19 protein-coding genes are annotated in these 17,753 nt (G+C 73.8%); 8 read left to right on the top strand and 11 right to left on the bottom strand.

The annotated features are described in order from the left end of the window. Position 1: 1 nt before the first annotated feature. Genes cobG through ABZ470_RS16030 form a run of 3 tightly spaced genes read left to right on the top strand, consistent with a single transcriptional unit; the run spans position 2 to position 3,443 of the window. Positions 2-1,297, top strand: coding sequence for a precorrin-3B synthase (cobG, locus tag ABZ470_RS16040; RefSeq protein ID WP_362911828.1), 1,296 nt, complete (start codon positions 2-4; stop codon positions 1,295-1,297). Beyond that, positions 1,294-1,920 carry a precorrin-8X methylmutase gene (locus ABZ470_RS16035; RefSeq protein ID WP_352016482.1) on the top strand — a complete coding sequence of 209 codons (627 nt, stop codon included), beginning with the start codon at positions 1,294-1,296 and terminating at the stop codon, positions 1,918-1,920. Before cobG ends, ABZ470_RS16035 begins: the two co-directional genes overlap by 4 nt. After that, positions 1,917-3,443 carry a precorrin-2 C(20)-methyltransferase gene (locus ABZ470_RS16030; protein ID WP_362911827.1) on the top strand — a complete coding sequence of 509 codons (1,527 nt, stop codon included), beginning with the start codon at positions 1,917-1,919 and terminating at the stop codon, positions 3,441-3,443. The genes ABZ470_RS16035 and ABZ470_RS16030 overlap by 4 nt, the downstream gene beginning before the upstream one ends. Here the strand turns inward: ABZ470_RS16030 and ABZ470_RS16025 are convergent. The 6 genes from ABZ470_RS16025 to ABZ470_RS16000 all read right to left on the bottom strand — a co-directional run bounded on the left by ABZ470_RS16025 (position 3,431) and on the right by ABZ470_RS16000 (position 7,694). Next, positions 3,431-4,201, bottom strand: a complete 771-nt coding sequence (locus ABZ470_RS16025) for a cobalt-precorrin-6A reductase (protein WP_352016484.1) — start codon at positions 4,199-4,201, stop codon at positions 3,431-3,433. The genes ABZ470_RS16030 and ABZ470_RS16025 overlap by 13 nt on opposite strands. After that, positions 4,194-4,937 (bottom strand): precorrin-4 C(11)-methyltransferase, encoded by a 744-nt coding sequence (cobM, locus tag ABZ470_RS16020; RefSeq protein ID WP_362911826.1) that lies wholly within the window; start codon positions 4,935-4,937, stop codon positions 4,194-4,196. The genes ABZ470_RS16025 and cobM overlap by 8 nt, the downstream gene beginning before the upstream one ends. Continuing rightward, positions 4,934-6,172 (bottom strand): precorrin-6y C5,15-methyltransferase (decarboxylating) subunit CbiE, encoded by a 1,239-nt coding sequence (gene cbiE / locus ABZ470_RS16015; RefSeq protein WP_362784687.1) that lies wholly within the window; start codon positions 6,170-6,172, stop codon positions 4,934-4,936. Before cbiE ends, cobM begins: the two co-directional genes overlap by 4 nt. Then, complete coding sequence (locus tag ABZ470_RS16010) at positions 6,165-6,557, bottom strand: TIGR03618 family F420-dependent PPOX class oxidoreductase (protein ID WP_352016487.1); 393 nt, start codon at positions 6,555-6,557, stop codon at positions 6,165-6,167. Before ABZ470_RS16010 ends, cbiE begins: the two co-directional genes overlap by 8 nt. 91 nt (positions 6,558-6,648) lie before the next feature. Continuing rightward, positions 6,649-7,221, bottom strand: a complete 573-nt coding sequence (gene def / locus ABZ470_RS16005; protein ID WP_362911825.1) for a peptide deformylase — start codon at positions 7,219-7,221, stop codon at positions 6,649-6,651. 74 nt (positions 7,222-7,295) lie between these two features. Next, positions 7,296-7,694 carry a TIGR03618 family F420-dependent PPOX class oxidoreductase gene (locus ABZ470_RS16000; protein WP_362911824.1) on the bottom strand — a complete coding sequence of 133 codons (399 nt, stop codon included), beginning with the start codon at positions 7,692-7,694 and terminating at the stop codon, positions 7,296-7,298. A 288-nt stretch (positions 7,695-7,982) separates the two neighbouring features. On the opposite strand from ABZ470_RS16000, the gene ABZ470_RS15995 reads away from it, so the two are divergent. Beyond that, the gene (locus tag ABZ470_RS15995; RefSeq protein ID WP_362911823.1) at positions 7,983-9,215 is read left to right on the top strand and encodes an MFS transporter; all 1,233 of its coding nucleotides are present in this window, start codon (positions 7,983-7,985) and stop codon (positions 9,213-9,215) included. 49 nt (positions 9,216-9,264) lie between these two features. Then, entirely contained in the window at positions 9,265-9,609 is a 345-nt protein-coding gene (locus ABZ470_RS15990) for a VOC family protein (protein ID WP_362911822.1), read from the top strand. An 8-nt stretch (positions 9,610-9,617) separates the two neighbouring features. Here ABZ470_RS15990 and ABZ470_RS15985 read toward each other — a convergent pair whose 3' ends face one another. Beyond that, complete coding sequence (locus tag ABZ470_RS15985; RefSeq protein ID WP_362911821.1) at positions 9,618-10,397, bottom strand: SDR family oxidoreductase; 780 nt, start codon at positions 10,395-10,397, stop codon at positions 9,618-9,620. Positions 10,398-10,526: 129 nt separating this feature from the next. Here ABZ470_RS15985 and ABZ470_RS15980 point away from each other — a divergent pair, with 129 nt between their 5' ends. The 3 genes from ABZ470_RS15980 to hypF all read left to right on the top strand — a co-directional run bounded on the left by ABZ470_RS15980 (position 10,527) and on the right by hypF (position 14,602). Next, positions 10,527-11,108, top strand: coding sequence for a sigma-70 family RNA polymerase sigma factor (locus tag ABZ470_RS15980; RefSeq protein WP_362911820.1), 582 nt, complete (start codon positions 10,527-10,529; stop codon positions 11,106-11,108). A 2-nt stretch (positions 11,109-11,110) separates the two neighbouring features. Further along, complete coding sequence (locus tag ABZ470_RS15975; RefSeq protein ID WP_362911819.1) at positions 11,111-12,193, top strand: LCP family protein; 1,083 nt, start codon at positions 11,111-11,113, stop codon at positions 12,191-12,193. Between the two features lie 90 nt (positions 12,194-12,283). After that, a complete protein-coding gene (gene hypF / locus ABZ470_RS15970) occupies positions 12,284-14,602 on the top strand; it encodes a carbamoyltransferase HypF (protein ID WP_362911818.1) in 2,319 nt (772 codons plus the stop codon). A gap of 82 nt (positions 14,603-14,684) precedes the next feature. On the opposite strand, the gene hypE is transcribed toward hypF, so the two are convergent. Genes hypE through ABZ470_RS15950 form a run of 4 tightly spaced genes read right to left on the bottom strand, consistent with a single transcriptional unit; the run spans position 14,685 to position 17,596 of the window. Further along, complete coding sequence (hypE, locus tag ABZ470_RS15965; RefSeq protein ID WP_352016496.1) at positions 14,685-15,830, bottom strand: hydrogenase expression/formation protein HypE; 1,146 nt, start codon at positions 15,828-15,830, stop codon at positions 14,685-14,687. Further along, positions 15,827-16,951, bottom strand: coding sequence for a hydrogenase formation protein HypD (gene hypD / locus ABZ470_RS15960; RefSeq protein WP_352016497.1), 1,125 nt, complete (start codon positions 16,949-16,951; stop codon positions 15,827-15,829). Before hypD ends, hypE begins: the two co-directional genes overlap by 4 nt. Next, a complete protein-coding gene (locus tag ABZ470_RS15955) occupies positions 16,951-17,226 on the bottom strand; it encodes a HypC/HybG/HupF family hydrogenase formation chaperone (RefSeq protein ID WP_362911817.1) in 276 nt (91 codons plus the stop codon). The genes hypD and ABZ470_RS15955 overlap by 1 nt, the downstream gene beginning before the upstream one ends. Beyond that, positions 17,201-17,596: a hydrogenase maturation nickel metallochaperone HypA gene (locus ABZ470_RS15950; protein ID WP_352016499.1), complete on the bottom strand. Its 396-nt coding sequence runs from the start codon at positions 17,594-17,596 to the stop codon at positions 17,201-17,203. The genes ABZ470_RS15955 and ABZ470_RS15950 overlap by 26 nt, the downstream gene beginning before the upstream one ends. Positions 17,597-17,753 lie beyond the last annotated feature (157 nt).

Genomic DNA, 17,753 nt, shown 5'->3' with positions numbered 1-17,753 from the left:
CGTGTCAAAAGGTCACTTCTCCGGACGATCTCATCCCGACGCGTGCCCGGGGGCGCTCCAGGTGCATTCCGCGGCCGACGGCGGCCTGGCGCGCGTCAGGGTGCCCGGAGGGCGCCTGACGGCCCCGCAGCTGCGCGAGCTGGCCTCGGCCGCCGAGACCTGCGGCAACGGCGTCGTCGAGCTGACCTCCCGGGCGAACGTCCAGGTGCGCGGACTGGGCGCCGGGGACGATTTCGCGGCCCGCATGGCACAGGCGGGGCTGCTGCCTTCGGCCACCCACGAACGGGTCCGCAACGTCCTGGCCTCACCGCTGAGCGGCCTCGACGGCCGGGGGATTCTCGACGTGGGACCGCTGACCCGTGAGCTCGACCTGCGCCTGTGCGGCACGCCCGCGCTCGCCGGCCTGCCGGGGCGGTTCCTGTTCGCGCTCGACGACGGCCGGGGCGACGTGGCCTGGCTCGGGGCGGACGCCGCGATCCTGCCGACCGGCCCCGGCGAGGTGGCGTTGCTGCTGGCCGAGACCGACAGCGGCCTGCGGATGCCGCCGGGGTCGGCGGTCGCCGCGCTGCTGACCGCCGCCGAGGCGTTCCTGGCCGAGCCCGGGGTGCGGGAGGGCCGTGTGTGGCGGATCGGCGAACTGCCCGGCTGCGCGGAGCGCGTCGCCGCCCGGGTCGCGGCCACCCTGGAGACGACCTCCGCCCCCGTACGGCGGGCCCCCGTCCCGGCGCCCTCCCACGGTCCCGCCGGGACCGTCGAACAGCCCTCAGGCCTGAACACGCTCGGCGTCACGGTGCCGCTGGGGCGGCTGACCTCCGCCCAGGCCGCCCTGCTGGCCGACCTGGCCGTCGAGGAGGTACGGCTGACGCCGTGGCGCGGCGTCGTCCTGCCCGGCCTGTCCCCGGCCGCTCTCTCCGAGGTCGCCGGGCGGCTCGTCGCCGCCGGGCTGGTCCTCGACCCGGCCTCGCCGTGGACGGGCGTGACGGCCTGCGCGGGACGGCCCGGCTGCGCGAAGTCACTGGCCGACGTGCGGGCCGACGCCGCCCGCTGGATCGCGGCCGAGAGCGACCCGCCCTCGGCCGTCCCCGCCCGCCCCGGTACGCTCCCGGTGCACTGGGCGGGCTGCGAACGACGTTGCGGCCGCCCGCGAGGACGGGCCGTCGACGTGGTCGCGACCACGACCGGCTACCGGGTCCTCCTGGAGGACAGCGGCTTGAACAGTGGCCCGGAAAGCGGCCTGAACTGCGCGGACATCAAGGAGACCACGGCCGCCGTGGCGGCTCTGAGAGGGGAAACGTGACCGACTACGTCCGGGACGGCGCGGAGATCTACCGGCGTTCCTTCGCCACCATCCGCGCCGAGAGCGACCTGGACGGCCTGCCGCCGGACGTCGCCCAGGTGGCGGTCCGCATGATCCACGCCTGCGGGATGGTGGACCTGGTCGCCGACCTCGGCTGGTCGCCGGGCGTGGTCGCCTCGGCCAGGGCGGCCCTGCGCGCGGGGGCGCCCGTGCTGTGCGACGCGATGATGGTCGCCTCGGGGGTGACCCGGCGCCGCCTGCCCGCGGGCAACGAGGTGCTCTGCACGCTGGGTGAGCCCGGCGTGCCCGAGCTGGCCGTACGGCTCGGCACCACCCGCAGCGCGGCCGCCCTCGAACTGTGGCGCGACCGTCTCGAAGGGGCGGTCGTCGCGATCGGCAACGCGCCGACCGCGCTGTTCAGGCTGCTGGAGATGGTCGAGGAGGGGGCGGGACGGCCCGCCGCCGTGCTCGGCGTGCCGGTGGGTTTCATCGGCGCCGCCGAGTCGAAGCAGGCGCTCGCCGGGCATCCGGCGGGTCTGGAGTACCTGGTCGTGCACGGGCGCCGGGGTGGGAGTGCGATGGCCGCCGCCGCGGTCAACGCGATCGCGAGTGAGGTCGAGTGAACGACACGTCAGCGGGACGGCTCAGGGGCGTCGGGCTCGGCCCGGGAGACCCGGAACTGGTGACCGTCAAGGCGGCCAGGCTCATCGGGGAGGCGGACGTCATCGCCTACCACAGCGCCCGCCACGGCAGGAGCATCGCCCGCTCGGTGGCGGCGCCGTACCTGCGGGAGGGGCAGATCGAGGAGGCGCTGATCTACCCGCTCACCACGGAGACCACCGACCACCCCGGCGGCTACCAGGGCGCCATCGACGACTTCTACGCCGACTGCGCGCTGCGGCTGGCCGCCCACCTGGACGCGGGCCGCGACGTGGTCGTGCTGTGCGAGGGCGACCCGCTCTTCTACGGCTCCTACATGCACATGCACAAGCGGCTGGCCCACCGCTACGTCACCGAGGTCGTGCCCGGGGTGACGTCGGTGAGCGGCGCCGCGGCCGTGCTCGGCAGGCCGCTGGTCGAGCGGGACGAGGTCCTGACGGTGCTTCCCGGCACGTTGCCCGCCGAGGTCATCGCCGAACGCCTGGCCGCGACCGACTCCGCGGCGATCCTCAAGCTCGGCCGTACCTTCACCAAGGTTCGCGACGCGCTGGCCGAGGCGGGCCGTCTCGACGAGGCGTGGTACGTGGAGCGCGCGACCACCGGCGCGCAGCGCCTGGCCCCGCTCGCCGAGGTGGACCCGGACAGTGTGCCGTACTTCTCGCTGGCGCTGGTGCCGAGCCCGGTCAACTCCGGCCTTCCCGGCACCCACGGTGAGAGCCGGGCCCCGGAGCGCGTCCAGGGCGGCGAGGTCGTCGTGGTCGGGCTCGGGCCCGCCGGGCGGCCCTGGCTGACACCGGAGGCTCAGGAGGCGCTGGCCGCCGCCGACGACCTCGTCGGGTACGGCCCCTACCTGGACCGCGTCCCGCCGAACCCGCGCCAGCGCCGTCACCCGACGGACAACCGGGTGGAGGCCGAACGGGCGGCGCACGCCCTCGAACTGGCCGCGGCCGGGGCGCGGGTCGCGGTGGTCTCCTCCGGCGACCCCGGGGTGTTCGCGATGGCCAGCGCGGTGCTTGAGGTCTCCTGCGAGCCGCGGTTCGCCGACGTTGCGGTGCGGGTGCTGCCCGGCCTGACCGCGGCGCACGCGGTGGCCAGCCGGGTCGGGGCGCCGCTCGGCCACGACTACTGCGTGCTGTCGCTGTCCGACCTGCTCAAGCCGTGGGAGGTCGTCGCGGACAGGATCAGCGCCGCCGCGCGGGCCGACCTGGTCCTGGCGATCTACAACCCGGCCTCCAGGAGCCGCACCTGGCAGGTCGCGGCGGCCAGGGACCTGCTGCTCGAACACCGCTCGCCGGACACGCCCGTGGTCGTCGGCCGTGACGTCGGCGGCGCCGGGGAGAACCTGACCGTCACCACCCTCGGCGACCTCGACCCGGCCACGGTCGACATGCGCTGCCTGCTGCTGGTCGGCTCCTCGACCACCAGGGTCGCCGAAAGGAAGGACGGGAGGCGGGTGGTCTTCACCCCCCGCCGCTATCCCGCCTGACCGCCCGCCACGGCGTCCAGCCACGCCGTGGCCTGTTCGACCGTCTCGGCCGCCGGGACCCCGCCGGGTACGGCGGGGCGGCGCACGACGACGACGGGCAGCCCGAGCTCGCGGGCGGCGAACAGTTTGGCGGTCGTCATCCGGCCGCCGCTGTCCTTGGTGACCACCACCTCGACGCGGTTGTCCCGCATGAGGTCGAGTTCCCCCTCGACGGTGAACGGCCCCCGGCTGAGCAGCACCTGGAGGTTGCGCGGCAGCGGCGGCTGGGGCGGGTCGACGGAACGGGCCAGGAACCACAGGTCGTCCAGGCCCGCGAAGACCGGCAGGCTGCGCCGGCCCGTGGTCAGGAAGACCCGGCGGCCCAGACCGGGCAGCGACTCGGCGGCGGCCTCAAGGGAGGGCGTCCAGCGCCAGTCGTCTCCCGGCCCCTGCCGCCAGCCGGGCCGCCGCAGGATCAGCAGCGGCACCCCGGCCAGGCCCGCCGCCTCGGCCGCGGACGCGGTCATCCTGGCGGCGAAGGGGTGGGTGGCGTCGACGACGACGCCGATCCCGTTCTCCTCGATCCAGGCCCTGAGTCCGGCGGGTCCGCCGAAGCCGCCCTCGCGCACCTCCCCGACCGGCAGCCTGGGGTCGCGGACCCGCCCGGCCAGGGAGGAGATCACACGTGTCCCCGGCCGGTCGGCGAGCGCGGCGGCCAGTCTTCTCGCCTCGTCGGTGCCGCCGAGCACCAGGACGTTCAGCGTGCCCGGGTCAGTCACGGCAGCGGGCCGCGGAGTACAGGTGGCTGTCGGGGAACTCCGAGGCGGTCAGCACCCTGCCGACCACGATCACCGCGGTGCGCACGACGCCCGCGGCGCGGACCTGCCCGGCGATGTCGGCGAGCGTGCCGCGCAGGATCACCTCGTCGTCCCTGCTGGCCCTGGCCACCACGGCCACCGGGCAGTCGAGGCCGTACCTGGGGACCAGCTCCGCCACGACCTCCTCGGCGCGCTGCACGGCCAGGTGCAGGACCATCGTCGCCCCCGACCTGCCGAGGGTGTCCAGGTCCTCCCCCTCCGGCATGGGGGTCGCCCGCGCCGAGGTGCGGGTGAGCACCACCGTCTGGCCGACGCCGGGCACGGTCAGCTCCCGCTTCAGCGAGGCCGCCGCGGCGGCGAAGGCGGGCACCCCGGGAACCACCTCGTACGGCACGCCCGCGGCGTCCAGGCGCCGCATCTGCTCGGCCATCGCGCTGTAGACCGAGGGGTCCCCCGAGTGCAGCCTGGCCACGTCGTGCCCCGCCTCGTGGGCGGCGAGCATCTCGGCCACGATCTCGTCGAGGGCCATCCTCGCGGTGTCGACGAGGCGCGCGCCCGGCGGGCAGCACTCCAGCAGGGCCTCCGGGACCAGGGAGCCCGCGTACAGGCACACCGGTGAGGAGGCGATCACCCGCTGTCCCCGCAGGGTGATGAGGTCGGCGGCCCCCGGCCCCGCCCCGACGAACCGCACCGTCACCGTTCCTCCTGTGTCCCGGCGGGTTTGACCGCCGTCCAGATCGTCACCGGCATCATGGGCCGCCAGCCGGTGAAACCACCGACCGGGGCGGCCCTGCTGACCGCGAGCCTGACCATCTCGCTGTGGGAGCCGCCGATCCTGGCGTGCCAGGCGGCGACCGTGGTCTCCGACTCGACGGTCACCGCGTTGGCCACCAGCCTGCCGCCGGGCCGCAGCGCCCGCCAGCAGGCCTCGATCACGCCGGGGACGCTCACCGCGCCGCCGACGAAGACGGCGTCCGGGGCCGTGAGCCCGCCGAGCGCGCCGGGGGCGGCGCCGGTCACCACGTTCAGGCCGGGCACGCCGAGGGCGAAGGCGTTGCGGGTGAGCCGCCCGGCCCGGTCGCCGTCCCTCTCGACGGCGATCGCCCGGTTCTCCGGGTGGGCGCGCATCCACTCGATCGCGAGGCTGCCCGCCCCGGCGCCGACGTCCCACAGCAGTTCGCCGGGGACGGGCGCGAGCCGGGACATGGTGACCGCCCGCACCTCGCGCTTGGTGAGCTGGCCGTCGTGCTCGAACGCCTCGTCGGGCAGGCCGGGCAGGACCGGCAACGGGACGGTCCCCGGCGCGGCCACGCACTCGACGGCCACGACGTTGAGGTCGTCGGCCTCGGTCAGGGACCAGCCGCCCGCCGTACCGGAGACCAGGCGTTCGGCCTCACCGCCGAGCCGTTCCAGGACGGTCATCGGGCTCGCGCCGTAGCCACGGGCGGTGAGCAGCGCGGCGACCCGGGCCGGGGTGCGGCCGTCGGCGCTGAGGACGAGCACCCTGCGCCCGTCGTGGACGGCGGTGTGCACGGCCTCGGCGGGACGCCTCACGAGGCTGACCACCTCGACGCGGTCGGCGGCCCAGCCGAGCCTGGCGCAGGCCAGCGAGACCGAGGAGGGGGACGGCAGCACCCTGACCCGTCCGGCGCCGAGCAGCCGCACCAGCGTCGTGCCGATGCCGTGGAACATGGGGTCGCCGCTGGCCAGCACGCACACCGCGCGCCCGCGACCGGCCTCGATCAGGCCGGGCAGCGCGGGCAGCAGCGGCGACGGCCAGGTGACGCGCTCGGCCGTACCGGCGGGGATCAGGGCGAGTTGCCTGGCGCTGCCCATCAGCACCTCGGCGGCGAGCAGCTCCTCGCGTGCCTCCGGGGACAGACCGGCCCAGCCGTCGGCTCCGACGCCGACGACGGTTATCCGGTCAGACATTTCCGAGAACTCGGGTGACGCGGATCTCGATCACGACGCGGGAGGGGTTCTCCCTGGGCTGCCGGTAGCGCTCGGCGTAGCGGCGCACGCCCTCGGCGATCGAGCCGGGGTCCCTGCGGATGACCGCGCTGCCCTCCAGCGTCGACCAGCGCCCGCCGTCGACCTGGCAGACGGCGACGCGCGCGCCGCCGTCCCCGGCGGCCTCGATGTGGCGGACCTTGCGCGAGCCGTCCGAGGTGATCACCCGGGCGATCCCGGCCTCGGCGTCCAGCGTCACGCCGACCGGGATGACGTGCGGCGTGCCGTCGGCCCGCAGCGTGGTCAGCGTGCACAGGTGGTACTCCCGCCAGAAGGCGTGGAAACCGTCCTCGCGATCCGTCAACACCGGCTGTCCCTCCCCATGGCTGCTGTCTACGGGGCGACATGCTAGCCGGGAGGCCGGCCCGGCGGAGGACCGGCTCCACCGGGCCCGGGGCTCACTCCGCCGCGGACGCCTGCTCCCCCGCCGTCTCGTCGGCCGTCTCCTTGGACGCCTCGTAGGCCGCGAGGAGCTGCTGACGACGCTCGGCGGGGAGCCGGTCGATGTACAGCATGCCGTCCAGGTGGTCGGTCTCGTGCTGCAGGCAGCGGGCGAGCAGGCCGGTGCCCTCGACCGTGATCGGGGCGCCGGTGACGTCGAACCCGTGCACCACCGCCCGGTCCGGCCTGGCCAGGCTGGCCCGCTGCCCGGGAACGGACAGGCAGCCCTCGTCGTAGTCGTCCAGGTTCCGCTCACCGTGACCGGGCAGCACCAGGGTCGGGTTGACCACGACGCCCTTGCGGTACTCCTCGGTCTCGTCCGGGCAGTCGTAGACGAACACCCGCAGCGGCACGCCGATCTGGTTGGCGGCCAGGCCGACTCCCTCTGCGGCGTACATGCTGGCGAACATGTCGGCCACGAGCGCGGCCAGCTCCTCGTCGAAGCCGGTCACGTCCTGGCACGGGCGGTGCAGCACCGGCTCACCCACGAACGTGATCTGCCTCGCCGTGCCCTCGCCGCTTGCTTCCATCCGTCATGCCTCCAGGGTCGCGGTGTGTGGTTCGCAGCAGACTACCGACGGCCGCGCGCTCCCCGTGACGGGCGTCAGCTGCCCCCGCTGTAGACGACCTGCTCGGGCCTGATCCTGACGGTGACGCGCTGCTCGCCCGGCTGGCGGTAGGGGTAGGTCTCCACCCCGAGGTACTTGTTGGCCAGGCCGTCGATGACCTCGTCGGCGCCGTCGAGCTCGAACTGGGCGACACCGGAGACGCTCACCAGGTGGAAGGCGTCCTTCGGGTCGAGCACGCTCACCGAGACCTGCGGGTTGTCGCGCAGGTGGCGCTCCTTGGCGCGGCCGACGGCGGTGTTGAAGATGACGTCGTCTCCGTCGACGTCCACCCAGACGACGGTGCTGTGCAGCGAGCCGTCAGGGCGCAGGGTGGTCACCCAGCCGTGAATGGGCTGGCTGAGCAGTGCCTTGGCGTCGTCGTTCAGCTTTCCCACGGGAACCTCCGCAGTCGCGTGATGTGCCTGTCGACCCATCGAACATCACGGGTAATCGATCAATTCCACCGCCCCCCGCCGAGAGGTAACATCCGCCCAGAGACCGCCCACACGACGGAGGTTCCGCATGAGCTTCGACGAGGCCGCCTTCCAGGTTCCGGCGCGGGGACCCGTCCCGTCGCCCTGACCTGAGGCCGCCCGCGCGCGGTCCCGGTCGCGGCGGTCCGTGCTCCTCGCCCCGGAACGATCACCTTTTCCCCGATCGTTCCTTCCTTCCGAGGAGCTCTTTTGCGTGCTCGCACGTCCGCGCGTCTCGGCGCGGACTTCGGCAAACTCTGGACCGCCTCCGCCGTCTCCAACGTCGGCGACGGGGTCACCCTGACGGCCGGTCCCCTCCTTGTCGCCTCACTGAGCGACGACCCCGTCCTCGTCGCGGGCGCCGTCCTGGCCCAGCAGCTCCCGTGGGTGCTGTTCTCCCTGGTCAGCGGCGCCTATGTGGACCGGCTCGACCGGCGGCGGCTGATCGTCGCCGTCAACCTGGTCCGCGCCCTCGCCCTGGGGACGCTCTGCGCCGTCATCGCGGCGGGGGCGCTGACCGTTCCCCTCGTCTACGTCGTCTTCTTCCTGCTCGGCACGGCGGAGACCGTCGCCGACACCGCCTCGGCCGCCCTGCTTCCCGCCGTCGTCGCGCCGGAGCTGCTGGCCGGGGCGAACACACGGCTGATGGCCACCTTCACCGTCGGCAACCAGTTCGCGGCCAAACCGCTCGGCGGATGGCTGTTCACCGTCTCGGCCGCGCTGCCGTTCGGTTTCGACGCGCTGACCTTCGTGGTGGCCGCCGCCCTGGTGTCCGCCATGCGGCCCCTGCCTCTCGCCGCCCCTCCCGGGCCGAGCGGTGGTCTGCGCGCCGACATCTCCGAGGGGGTGCGCCGGCTGTGGCGGCACCGGTTACTGCGGACCCTGGCGCTGAGCATGGGGGTGGGCAACCTGATGTTCTGCGGGGCCTTCGCGGTCTTCGTGCTGTACGCCCGGCAACGTCTGGGCCTGTCGGAGGTGGGGTACGGCCTGCTGCTGACCGCCTTCGCCGCCGGCGGCCTGCTCGGCACGCTGACGGCGGGCCGGTTGTGGTCGCGGTTCGGCGCGACCGCGCTGCTGCGCGCCGGGCTGCTCATCGAGGCGGCGACCCATCTCGTCCTCGCCCTGACCACGCGGCCGTGGGTGGCCGCGGTCATCCTGGTGGTCTTCGGCACACACGCGATGGTGTGGGGGGTGATCGTCGTGACGCTGCGCCAGCGGGCGGTGCCCGGCGGCCTCCTCGGACGGGTCACCAGCGCGTACGCGCTGCTCGACGTCAGCGGCGCCGCCCTCGGCTCGCTGCTCGGCGGCGTCGTCGCCCACGCGCTGGGGATCACGGCGCCGTTCTGGATCGCTGCCGGGACGATGCTCGTCGTCCTGGCCGTCGCCTGGCGCCCCCTGGGCCGGGCGGACGCCCAGGCCCCCGGCCCCGCCGTCGCCGGATAGGGGCCCGGGGTACGGCCCGCCCGCCCCGGGCGGGCCGTACGATCGGCGGATGACCGCCCGTCAGAGTCAGCTCGTCGTCGACTGCGCCCGCCCCGAGACGCTCGCCGTGTTCTGGAGCCGTCTGCTCGGCGGGGTCCCGGTGCACCGGGACCCCGCCTGGTCCAGTCTCGACCCCCCGGGCGGGCTCAGGATGGCCTTCCAGCGGGTTCCCGAGGCCAAGGCGGGCAAGAACCGGCTCCACCTGGACGTCGCCGTCGAGGACGTCGTCGCGGCTGCGGAGGGCACGCTGAGCCTCGGCGGCCGCCGTTGCGGCGGGCCGGTGCGCGACGCGGCGGGCGTCTTCCAGGTGATGCTCGACCCCGAGGGCAACGAGTTCTGCCTCGTCGGCCCCTGAGGCCCCGCTCAGTGGACGGAGAGCCCGCCGTCCACGAAGATCGACTGCCCGGTGACGTACGCCGAGGCGCGGCTCGCCAGGAAGACCGCCGCGCCCGCGAAGTCCTCCGCCAGGCCGTTACGGCCGATCATCGTCCGCGCGGCCAGCGCGGCGACCCGCTCGGGGTCGGACGACAGCCGCGCGTTGAGCGGTGTCATCACGAACCCGGGCACGAGCGTGTTGCAGGTGACGCCGTACGGCGACCACGCCTCGGCCTGGGAGCGTGACAGCGATTCGAGCCCTCCCTTGGAGACGCCGTAGGCGCCGCTCTGCACGAAGGCCCGGTGCGCCTGCTGGGAGCTGATGTGGATGATCCGGCCGAACCCCCGTTCCGCCATGCCCGGCCCGAAGCGCTGCCCCAGCAGGTAGGGCGCCTCCAGGTTGACGGCCATGGTGACGTCCCACACGTCCTCGCCCAGCTCCCCCATGGGGGGACGCTGGTTGATCCCGGCGCTGTTGACGAGGATGTCGGGCTCCCCGAACGCCTTCACCGCCTCCTCCGCCGCGGCGCGCACGCCCTCGCGGGTGCTCAGGTCGGCGCTGACCCAGGCGACGCGGCAGCCGTCGGCCTCAAGCTCGGCGGTCGTGGCGGCCAGTTCCTCCGGCCTGCGCGCCACGACCACGACGGCCGCCCCGGCGCGTGCCAGCGCCCCCGCGATGCAGCGGCCGATGCCGGAACTCCCGCCGGTCACCACGGCGACCCTGCCGTCCAGTGAGAACAGGTCCGACAGATACTTCTGCGTTGTCATGGCCGGAACTGTAGAGGAGTCCCGCTTCGAGGCCCGGGAGCGGGGCGTGAACCCGATCGGGGGGTTGTGGCGAGACATCGCCGACCCCTGCCCCTACGGAAAGGCCGGCCCGATGCCATGGTGCCGACGATGACCGCACCGCCCACGACCGGCACGTGTGACCGCGACCTGGTACGCGAGTCCTGGACACGTCCTGAGGCGTTCGCCGCGCTGTTCGACCGCTACGCCGGCATGCTCTACCGGTACGTCTCCCGCAGGCTCGGCCCCGAGACGGCCGAGGACCTGGTCGGTGAGACGTTCCTGGTCGCCTTCGACCGCAGGAGACGCTACGACCTGGCCTACGCCGACGCCCGTCCCTGGCTGTTCGGCATCGTGACCAAACTCCTCTCCAGGCACCACCGCACCGAGGCCGCCAGGTACCGCGCGCTGCGGCGCAGCCCCGGGGAGGGCGTGGTCGAGAACCCGGCCGACCGGGTGGCCGCCGAGGTCACCGCCCTGGCCTGCAGGCCCGTGCTCGCGGAGGCGCTGGCGGGGCTGCCGCCCAGGGACCGTGACGTCCTGTTGCTGATCGCCTGGGGCGACCTGTCGTACGAGGAGACCGCCCGCTCCCTCGGTGTCCCGGTCGGCACCGTGCGCTCCCGGCTGAACAGGGCCCGCAGGAAGATACGCGCGGCGCTCGGCGAGACCAACCCGATGCACGAGGAGGAGTGACCATGGACGACCTGACGACGCTCCGCGCACTCGGCGGCGAACTGGAGCACGAACCGTCCGCCGCCGCGCTCGACGGCCAGCGGCGACGCCTGCTCGGCGCCCTGGACGGCGGGAGACGTGGACGCCGATGGCCGCGCAGGCCCGGTGCACGCGGCGCGGTGATGCTCGCCCTGGCCGCCGCGGCCACCGCCGCCGTGCTCGTCGTCCCGAACCTGCTGCTGCGGGGCCACGAGGTGCCCTCCCCGGTGGGGGCGCGCCCGGTCAAGGCGAATGAGGCGATCAACGTGCTGGTCGCCGGGACCGACGGCCAGGCGGGGGCCAGGAGGAGCCGCGGGGAGGACGTCGGGGACCCCAGGGCGAACGCCGCGCGCGCCGACACACTGCTCCTGGTGCACCTGTCCGCCGACCGCGAGCGGGTCTCCGTCATCAGCATCCCCAGGGACTCGATGGTCCTGGTTCCCCCCTGTTCGAGTCCGGCGGGCAGGACCGTTCCCGCGAGGATCGAAATGATCAACGCCTCCTTCGCCGAAGGCGGCATGGCCTGCCTCTGGAAGCGGGTCGAGACCCTGACCGGGGTCCGCGTCGACCACGCGGTCGAGGTGGACTTCTCCGGCTTCAAGGGCATGGTCGACGCCATCGGAGGGATCGAGGTCACCCTGCCCGCCCCGGTCGAGGACCGGCAGGCGAAGGTACGGCTCCCCAAGGGCAGACAGGTGCTCAACGGCGACCAGGCGCTCGGCTACGTGCGGATGCGCTACAGCCTGGGCGACGGCTCCGACCTTGAGCGGATCGGCCGTCAGCAGCGGTTCATGAAGTCCCTGGCGCGCAAGGCCGCGGGCCTGACGTCGGACCCCGTCCGCCTCGCCGCCTTCCTCGGCGAGGCCGCGAAATGGGTCAAGGCGGATCGCGGGCTCGACCTGACGACGCTGCGGGCGATCGCCGGGAGCCTGGACGGGACGGCCCCCGGCTCCGTCGAGTTCCTCACGGTGCCCGTCCGCCCGTCCGCCGTGGATCCCATGAGGCTCGACTGGGACCGCGCCGCCGCGTCGCGCCTGTTCGCGAAGGTCCGCGACGACACACTGTGAGCCGGACGGCCGTGCGGGAGTCCGTACCGGGGCGGGTGCGCGGGGCGCGCCTCGTTGCGGCCTCCCGCGCGCCCGGCCGACAATGATCGGGTGATCACCCGTGTGCGTTCCGTGATCAGGGTCGAGGGTGTCGTGCAGGGAGTCGGCTTCCGCCCCTTCGTGTACGGCCTGGCGGTGCGGCTCGGCCTCGGCGGGCTGGTCGGCAACGACGAACGCGGGGTGTTCATCGAGGTCGAGGGGGCCCCTGCCCTCGTGGCGGAGTTCACCGCGGCGCTCAGCGCGAGCCCGCCGCCGCTGGCCACGGTCGAACGGGTCAGCGCGCGGCCCGCGACGGCGACGGGTGAGACGCGCTTCGCCATCGCGGGCAGCTCCGGGGGCGGGCCGCGGCGGACGCTCGTCTCCCCCGACGTGGCCACCTGCGACGACTGCCTGCGCGAGATGGACGACCCGGCGGACCGGCGGTACGGCTACGCCTTCGTCAACTGCACCAACTGCGGGCCACGGTTCACGATCGTGCGGGACGTCCCCTACGACAGGCCGAACACCACGATGGCGGGCTTCGCCATGTGCGCGGACTGCGCGCGGGAGTACCACGACCCGGCGGACCGGCGCTTCCACGCCCAGCCGGTGTGCTGCCCGGCCTGCGGCCCCCGGCTGCGGCTGCTCGGCCCCGCGGGCGGCCCGCTGCCGGGCGACCCGGTCGAGGAGGCCGTACGGCTGCTGCGCGGCGGCGGGGTGCTCGCGGTCAAGGGGCTTGGCGGTTACCACCTGGCCGCCGTCGCCTCCCGCGAGCCCGCCGTCGCGGCGCTGCGTTCCAGGAAGCACCGGATGGAGAAGCCCTTCGCGGTGATGGTGGCCGACCTGGCGGCGGCGCGGGTGCTGTGCGAGGTGGACGAGGCGGAGGAGCGGTTGCTCATCTCGGGGGCGCGCCCGATCGTGCTGCTGCGCGGGCGCGAGGAGAGCGCCCGTCTCGTCGCCCCCTCCGTGGCCCCCTCCGGCGGCCCTTCCGGTGAGAGGCCCGGGGACCGGTGGCTCGGGGTGATGCTGCCCTACACCCCGCTGCACCACCTGCTGCTGCGCGGCCTGGACGCGCCCATGGTGCTCACCAGCGGCAACGTCTCCGACGAGCCGATCGCCTACCGCGACGAGGACGCGCTGGCCCGCCTGGGCGGGGTCGCCGACGCCTTCCTCGTCCACGACCGGCCGATCCACACGCGTACCGACGACTCGGTCGTGCGGGTCCTGCGGGGTCGTGAGCTGCCGCTGCGGCGCTCCCGGGGGTACGCCCCGCGCCCGCTGCCGCTCGCCCGCGCCCTGCCCGGGCCCGTGCTGGCCTGCGGCGCGGAGCTGAAGCACACCTTCTGCGTGGCCAGGGGCGCCCACGCCTTCGTCTCCCACCACATCGGCGACCTGGAGAACTACGAGACGTTCCGGTCCTTCACCGAGGGGGTCGGCCACTTCCTGCGGCTGTTCGACATCGTCCCCGAGGTGGTGGCCCACGACCTGCACCCGGAGTACCTGTCGACCAAGTACGCGCTCGCCCTTGAGGGGCCTCTCGCGGGGGCCCGCCCGGTGGCGGTGCAGCACCATCACGCGCACGTGGCCTCGTGCCTGGCCGACAACGGGGTCGCGGGGCCGGTGATCGGGGTGGCCTTCGACGGGCTCGGCTACGGTCCGGACGCGACGCTGTGGGGCGGGGAGTTCCTGGTGGCCGACCTGGTCTCCTTCGAGCGGGCGGGTCATCTGGCCACGGTGCCGATGCCCGGCGGGGCGGCGGCGGTCAGGCAGCCGTGGCGGATGGCCGCCGCCTACCTCGACGCGGCATACGGCGGTGCCGTACCCGGTGACCTGGACGTCGTACGGCGCAACGCCGAGGCCTGGGAGGGGGTCCTGGCGCTCGGCAGGCGCGGGGTGAACGCCCCCCTGACGTCGAGCGCGGGCAGGCTGTTCGACGCGGTGGCCTCGGTCGCGGGCGTCCGGGACGTCATCGGCTACGAGGGGCAGGCGGCGATCGAGTGGGAACGGCTCGCCGACCCGGCGGAGACGGGCCGTTACGGCTTCCGCCTGACGGGTTCTGCCCCCTTCGTCGTCCACGGGACCGACCTGGTCGCGGCGGTCGCCGAGGACGTCCGGGCGGGCACGGAGACCGGGGTGGTCTCCGCCAGGTTCCACAACACGGTCGCGCGGATCGTCGCCGAGGGCTGCGCCCGGGTCAGGCGGGCGGGCGGGCCGTCCACGGTCGCGCTCTCCGGGGGCGTGTTCCAGAACGCGCTGTTGCTCGTGCGGGCCGCCGCCCTCCTGGAGGAGGACGGCTTCCACGTGCTGACGCACGGGCGGGTGCCGCCCAACGACGGCGGCGTCAGCCTGGGCCAGGCCGTCGTCGCGGGCGCCCGCGACGTCCGGCACTGACCCGGGCGCCCGCGACGTCCGGCGCTGGCCCGTGTGTCCGTGGGCGCCTGGGCACGTCTGTGGGCGGCTGTGGGCGGCTCCCTCAGCAGATGCGGGGCAGCGGGTCGCCGACCAGCAGGTCCACGATGCGGGTGCCGCCGAAACCGGTCTTCAGCAGCACCAGCCCCGGGGGGTCCTGCCCGACGCGGCCGACGAGCGCGGCGCCCTCGCCGAGGGGGTGCGCGCGCAGGGCCGCCAGCGCGGCGTCCGCCACCGCGCCGTCGACCACGGCGACCAGACGTCCCTCGCAGGCCACGTAGAGCGGGTCGATGCCGAGCAGTTCGCACGCGCCGCGTACGGCCCGCCGTACCGGGACCGCGTCCTCCTCGACGACCACGGCGACGCCGGAGGCCCGCGCGATCTCGTTCAGGATCGTGGCGACCCCGCCCCTGGTCGCGTCGCGCATGCAGCGCACGGCGCCGGGGCAGGCGTCAAGGAGCGCGGCGGCCGGCCCGTTCAGCGGCGCCGTGTCGGAGACCAGGTCGGCCTCGATGTCCAGTTCGCCCCGGGCGAGCATGATGGTGACGCCGTGCTCGCCGACCGGCCCGGAGACGATGACGGCGTCGCCGGGGCGTGCCCCCGCCACACCCAGGGCGCCGGGCCGGTCGAGCAGCCCGACCCCGGCCGTGTTGACGTAGCACCCGTCGGCCTTGCCGCGCTGCACCACCTTGGTGTCGCCGGTGACGATCCGGACCCCGGCCGCCTGCGCCGCCTCGGCCATCGACGCGACGACGCGCCTGAGGTCGCCGACGGGGAACCCCTCCTCCAGGATGAAGCCCGCCGAGAGGTACAGCGGGCGGGCGCCGCACATCGCCAGGTCGTTGACGGTCCCGTTGACCGCGAGGTCGCCGATGTTCCCCCCGGGGAAGAACAACGGGGAGACAACGTAGGAGTCGGTGGTCAGGGCCAGGCGCTGGGTGCCGGCGTCGAACACGGCGCCGTCTTCGAGCGGTTCGAGCAGCGGGTTGCGGAAGGACTCAAGGAAGACCGCCTCGACCAGGGACTGGGTCGCCTTGCCCCCTGCCCCGTGGGCCATGGTGATGTGTTCCTCCCGCACCGTGGCCTTGCGGCGGCGTGCCCGGTCGACGCGTTCGAGGACCTGTTCCTCGCGGCCCGGCCGTACGGTCTGGTTCTCGTGTTCGCGGACCAGGGCCTCGGCCCAGGCCGCGGTTCCCTCGGCGCCGGTCACCGTGTCGCCTCCCGCACCCGTTCCCGGGAGAAACGGCCGAAGTTGTAGTAGGCCGCGCAGGCCCCCTCCGAGGAGACCATGCAGGTGCCGATCGGGGTCTCCGGGGTGCAGGCGGTGCCGAACACCTTGCACTCCCACGGTTTGAGCACGCCCTTGAGCACCTCGCCGCACTGGCAGGCCTTGGGGTCGGCCACCCGGACGCCGGGGATGCCGAAGATCTGTTCCGCGTCGTGGACGGCGTAGCGTTCCCGCATGCCGAGCGCGGAGTGGGAGATGAACCCCAGGCCGCGCCACTCGAAGTAGGGCCGCAGCCGCATCACCTGGTTGACGGCGGCGAGCGCCCTGGGGTTGCCCTCCCACGGCACGACGCGGGCGTACTGGTTCTCCACCTCGGAGCGCCCCTCGGCCAGTTGCAGCAGCAGCATGTAGATCGACTGCAGGAGGTCGAGCGGCTCGAACCCCGCGACGACGAGCGGTTTGCCGTAGTCACGGGCGATGAACTCGTACGGCCCGCAGCCGATGACCGTCGAGACGTGGCCGGGGCCGATGAACCCGTCAAGGCGCAGGTCCGGGGAGTCCAGGATGGCCTTGATCGCGGGGATGATCGTCACGTGGTTGCAGAAGACGGAGAAGTTGGTGATCCGCTCGGCCTCGGCGCGCATGACCGTCATGGCGGTCGAGGGAGCCGTGGTCTCGAAGCCGATCGCCATGAAGACGACACGTCTGTCCGGGTTCTGCCGGGCGATCTTGAGGGCGTCCAGCGGTGAGTAGACCATGCGGATCTCGGCGCCCTGGGCCATGGAGTCGAAGAACGAGCCCCGCCCGCCGGGGACCCGCATCATGTCGCCGAAGGAGGTCATGATCACATCTGGCCGCTCGGCGATGTGGATGGCGTCGTCGACCCGTCCCATCGGGATGACGCAGACCGGGCAGCCGGGGCCGTGCACCAGGGTGATGTTCTCCGGCAGGTGGTCCTCAAGCCCGTGCTTGTAGATGGTGTGCGTGTGGCCGCCGCAGACCTCCATGAACTTGTAGCGCCGCCCCGGTTCGCACAGGTTCGCGATCTTCGCGGCGAGGGCCCGCGCCTTCTCCGCGTCACGGTACTCGTCGACGAAACGCATCACGCCTCACCCCGGCCGATCGGATCGAAGGGGTCCAGCGAGGACTCCTTGAGTGCGGCGAGTTCGTCGTCGTACGCCTGGCCGATGCTCTCCAGGAACTCCATCGCGGCCTTCGCCTCGTCCTCGTCGATCTTCGATAGGGCGAAGCCGACGTGGATGAGGATCCAGTCGCCCGGCCTGAGCTCCTCGCCTTCGAGCAGGCCGACGTTGATCGCCCGCCGTACCCCGCTCACGTCGACCCTCGCGAGGTCAGTGTGATCCGCCAGGATCTCCACGATCTCCCCCGGAATCCCCAGACACATGGCTCACCACCTCCTCAAGCTCGATGGATTCGAGGGTCAGCTCGTCGCCGCCCAGCAGGTCGACGTCGGTGCTCGCGCAGCCACCGCACACGGCCAGCGCGTCGTAGGTCTCCCGGTCCTCGCCGCAGGAGCGGCAGGTGAGCCTGGCGGGCACCACGACCAGGTCCGCCGTGGCGCCCTCCGCCACGCTGCCCGGCGCGACCAGGGAGAACGCCTGGTCGAACGCGGGCCCGGTGATCCGCAGCATCGCCCCGGCCCGCACGCGCAGGCGCGCCACCTTGCGTCCCCGGGCCCTTCGCTCGACCGCGTCGAGCACCGCCTCGGCTATTCCGAACTCGTGCACGGCCCCGCCGCCTCTCGTGTCGGTCCTTCACCCCGGGTGGCCCGCGCGGGGCCGTACCGGCCGGTCACATCTCCCTCATCCGCTTGTAGCGCAGGATGTCGGGCAGGGAGACGGCGATCACGACCGCCACCCCCGCGGCGGCCGTCAGCAGCAGCAC

The organism is Streptosporangium sp. NPDC020072 (assembly GCF_040631445.1).
Taxonomy (GTDB): Bacteria; Actinomycetota; Actinomycetes; order Streptosporangiales; family Streptosporangiaceae; genus Streptosporangium.
This window is presented reverse-complemented; position numbering and strand designations above follow the sequence as displayed.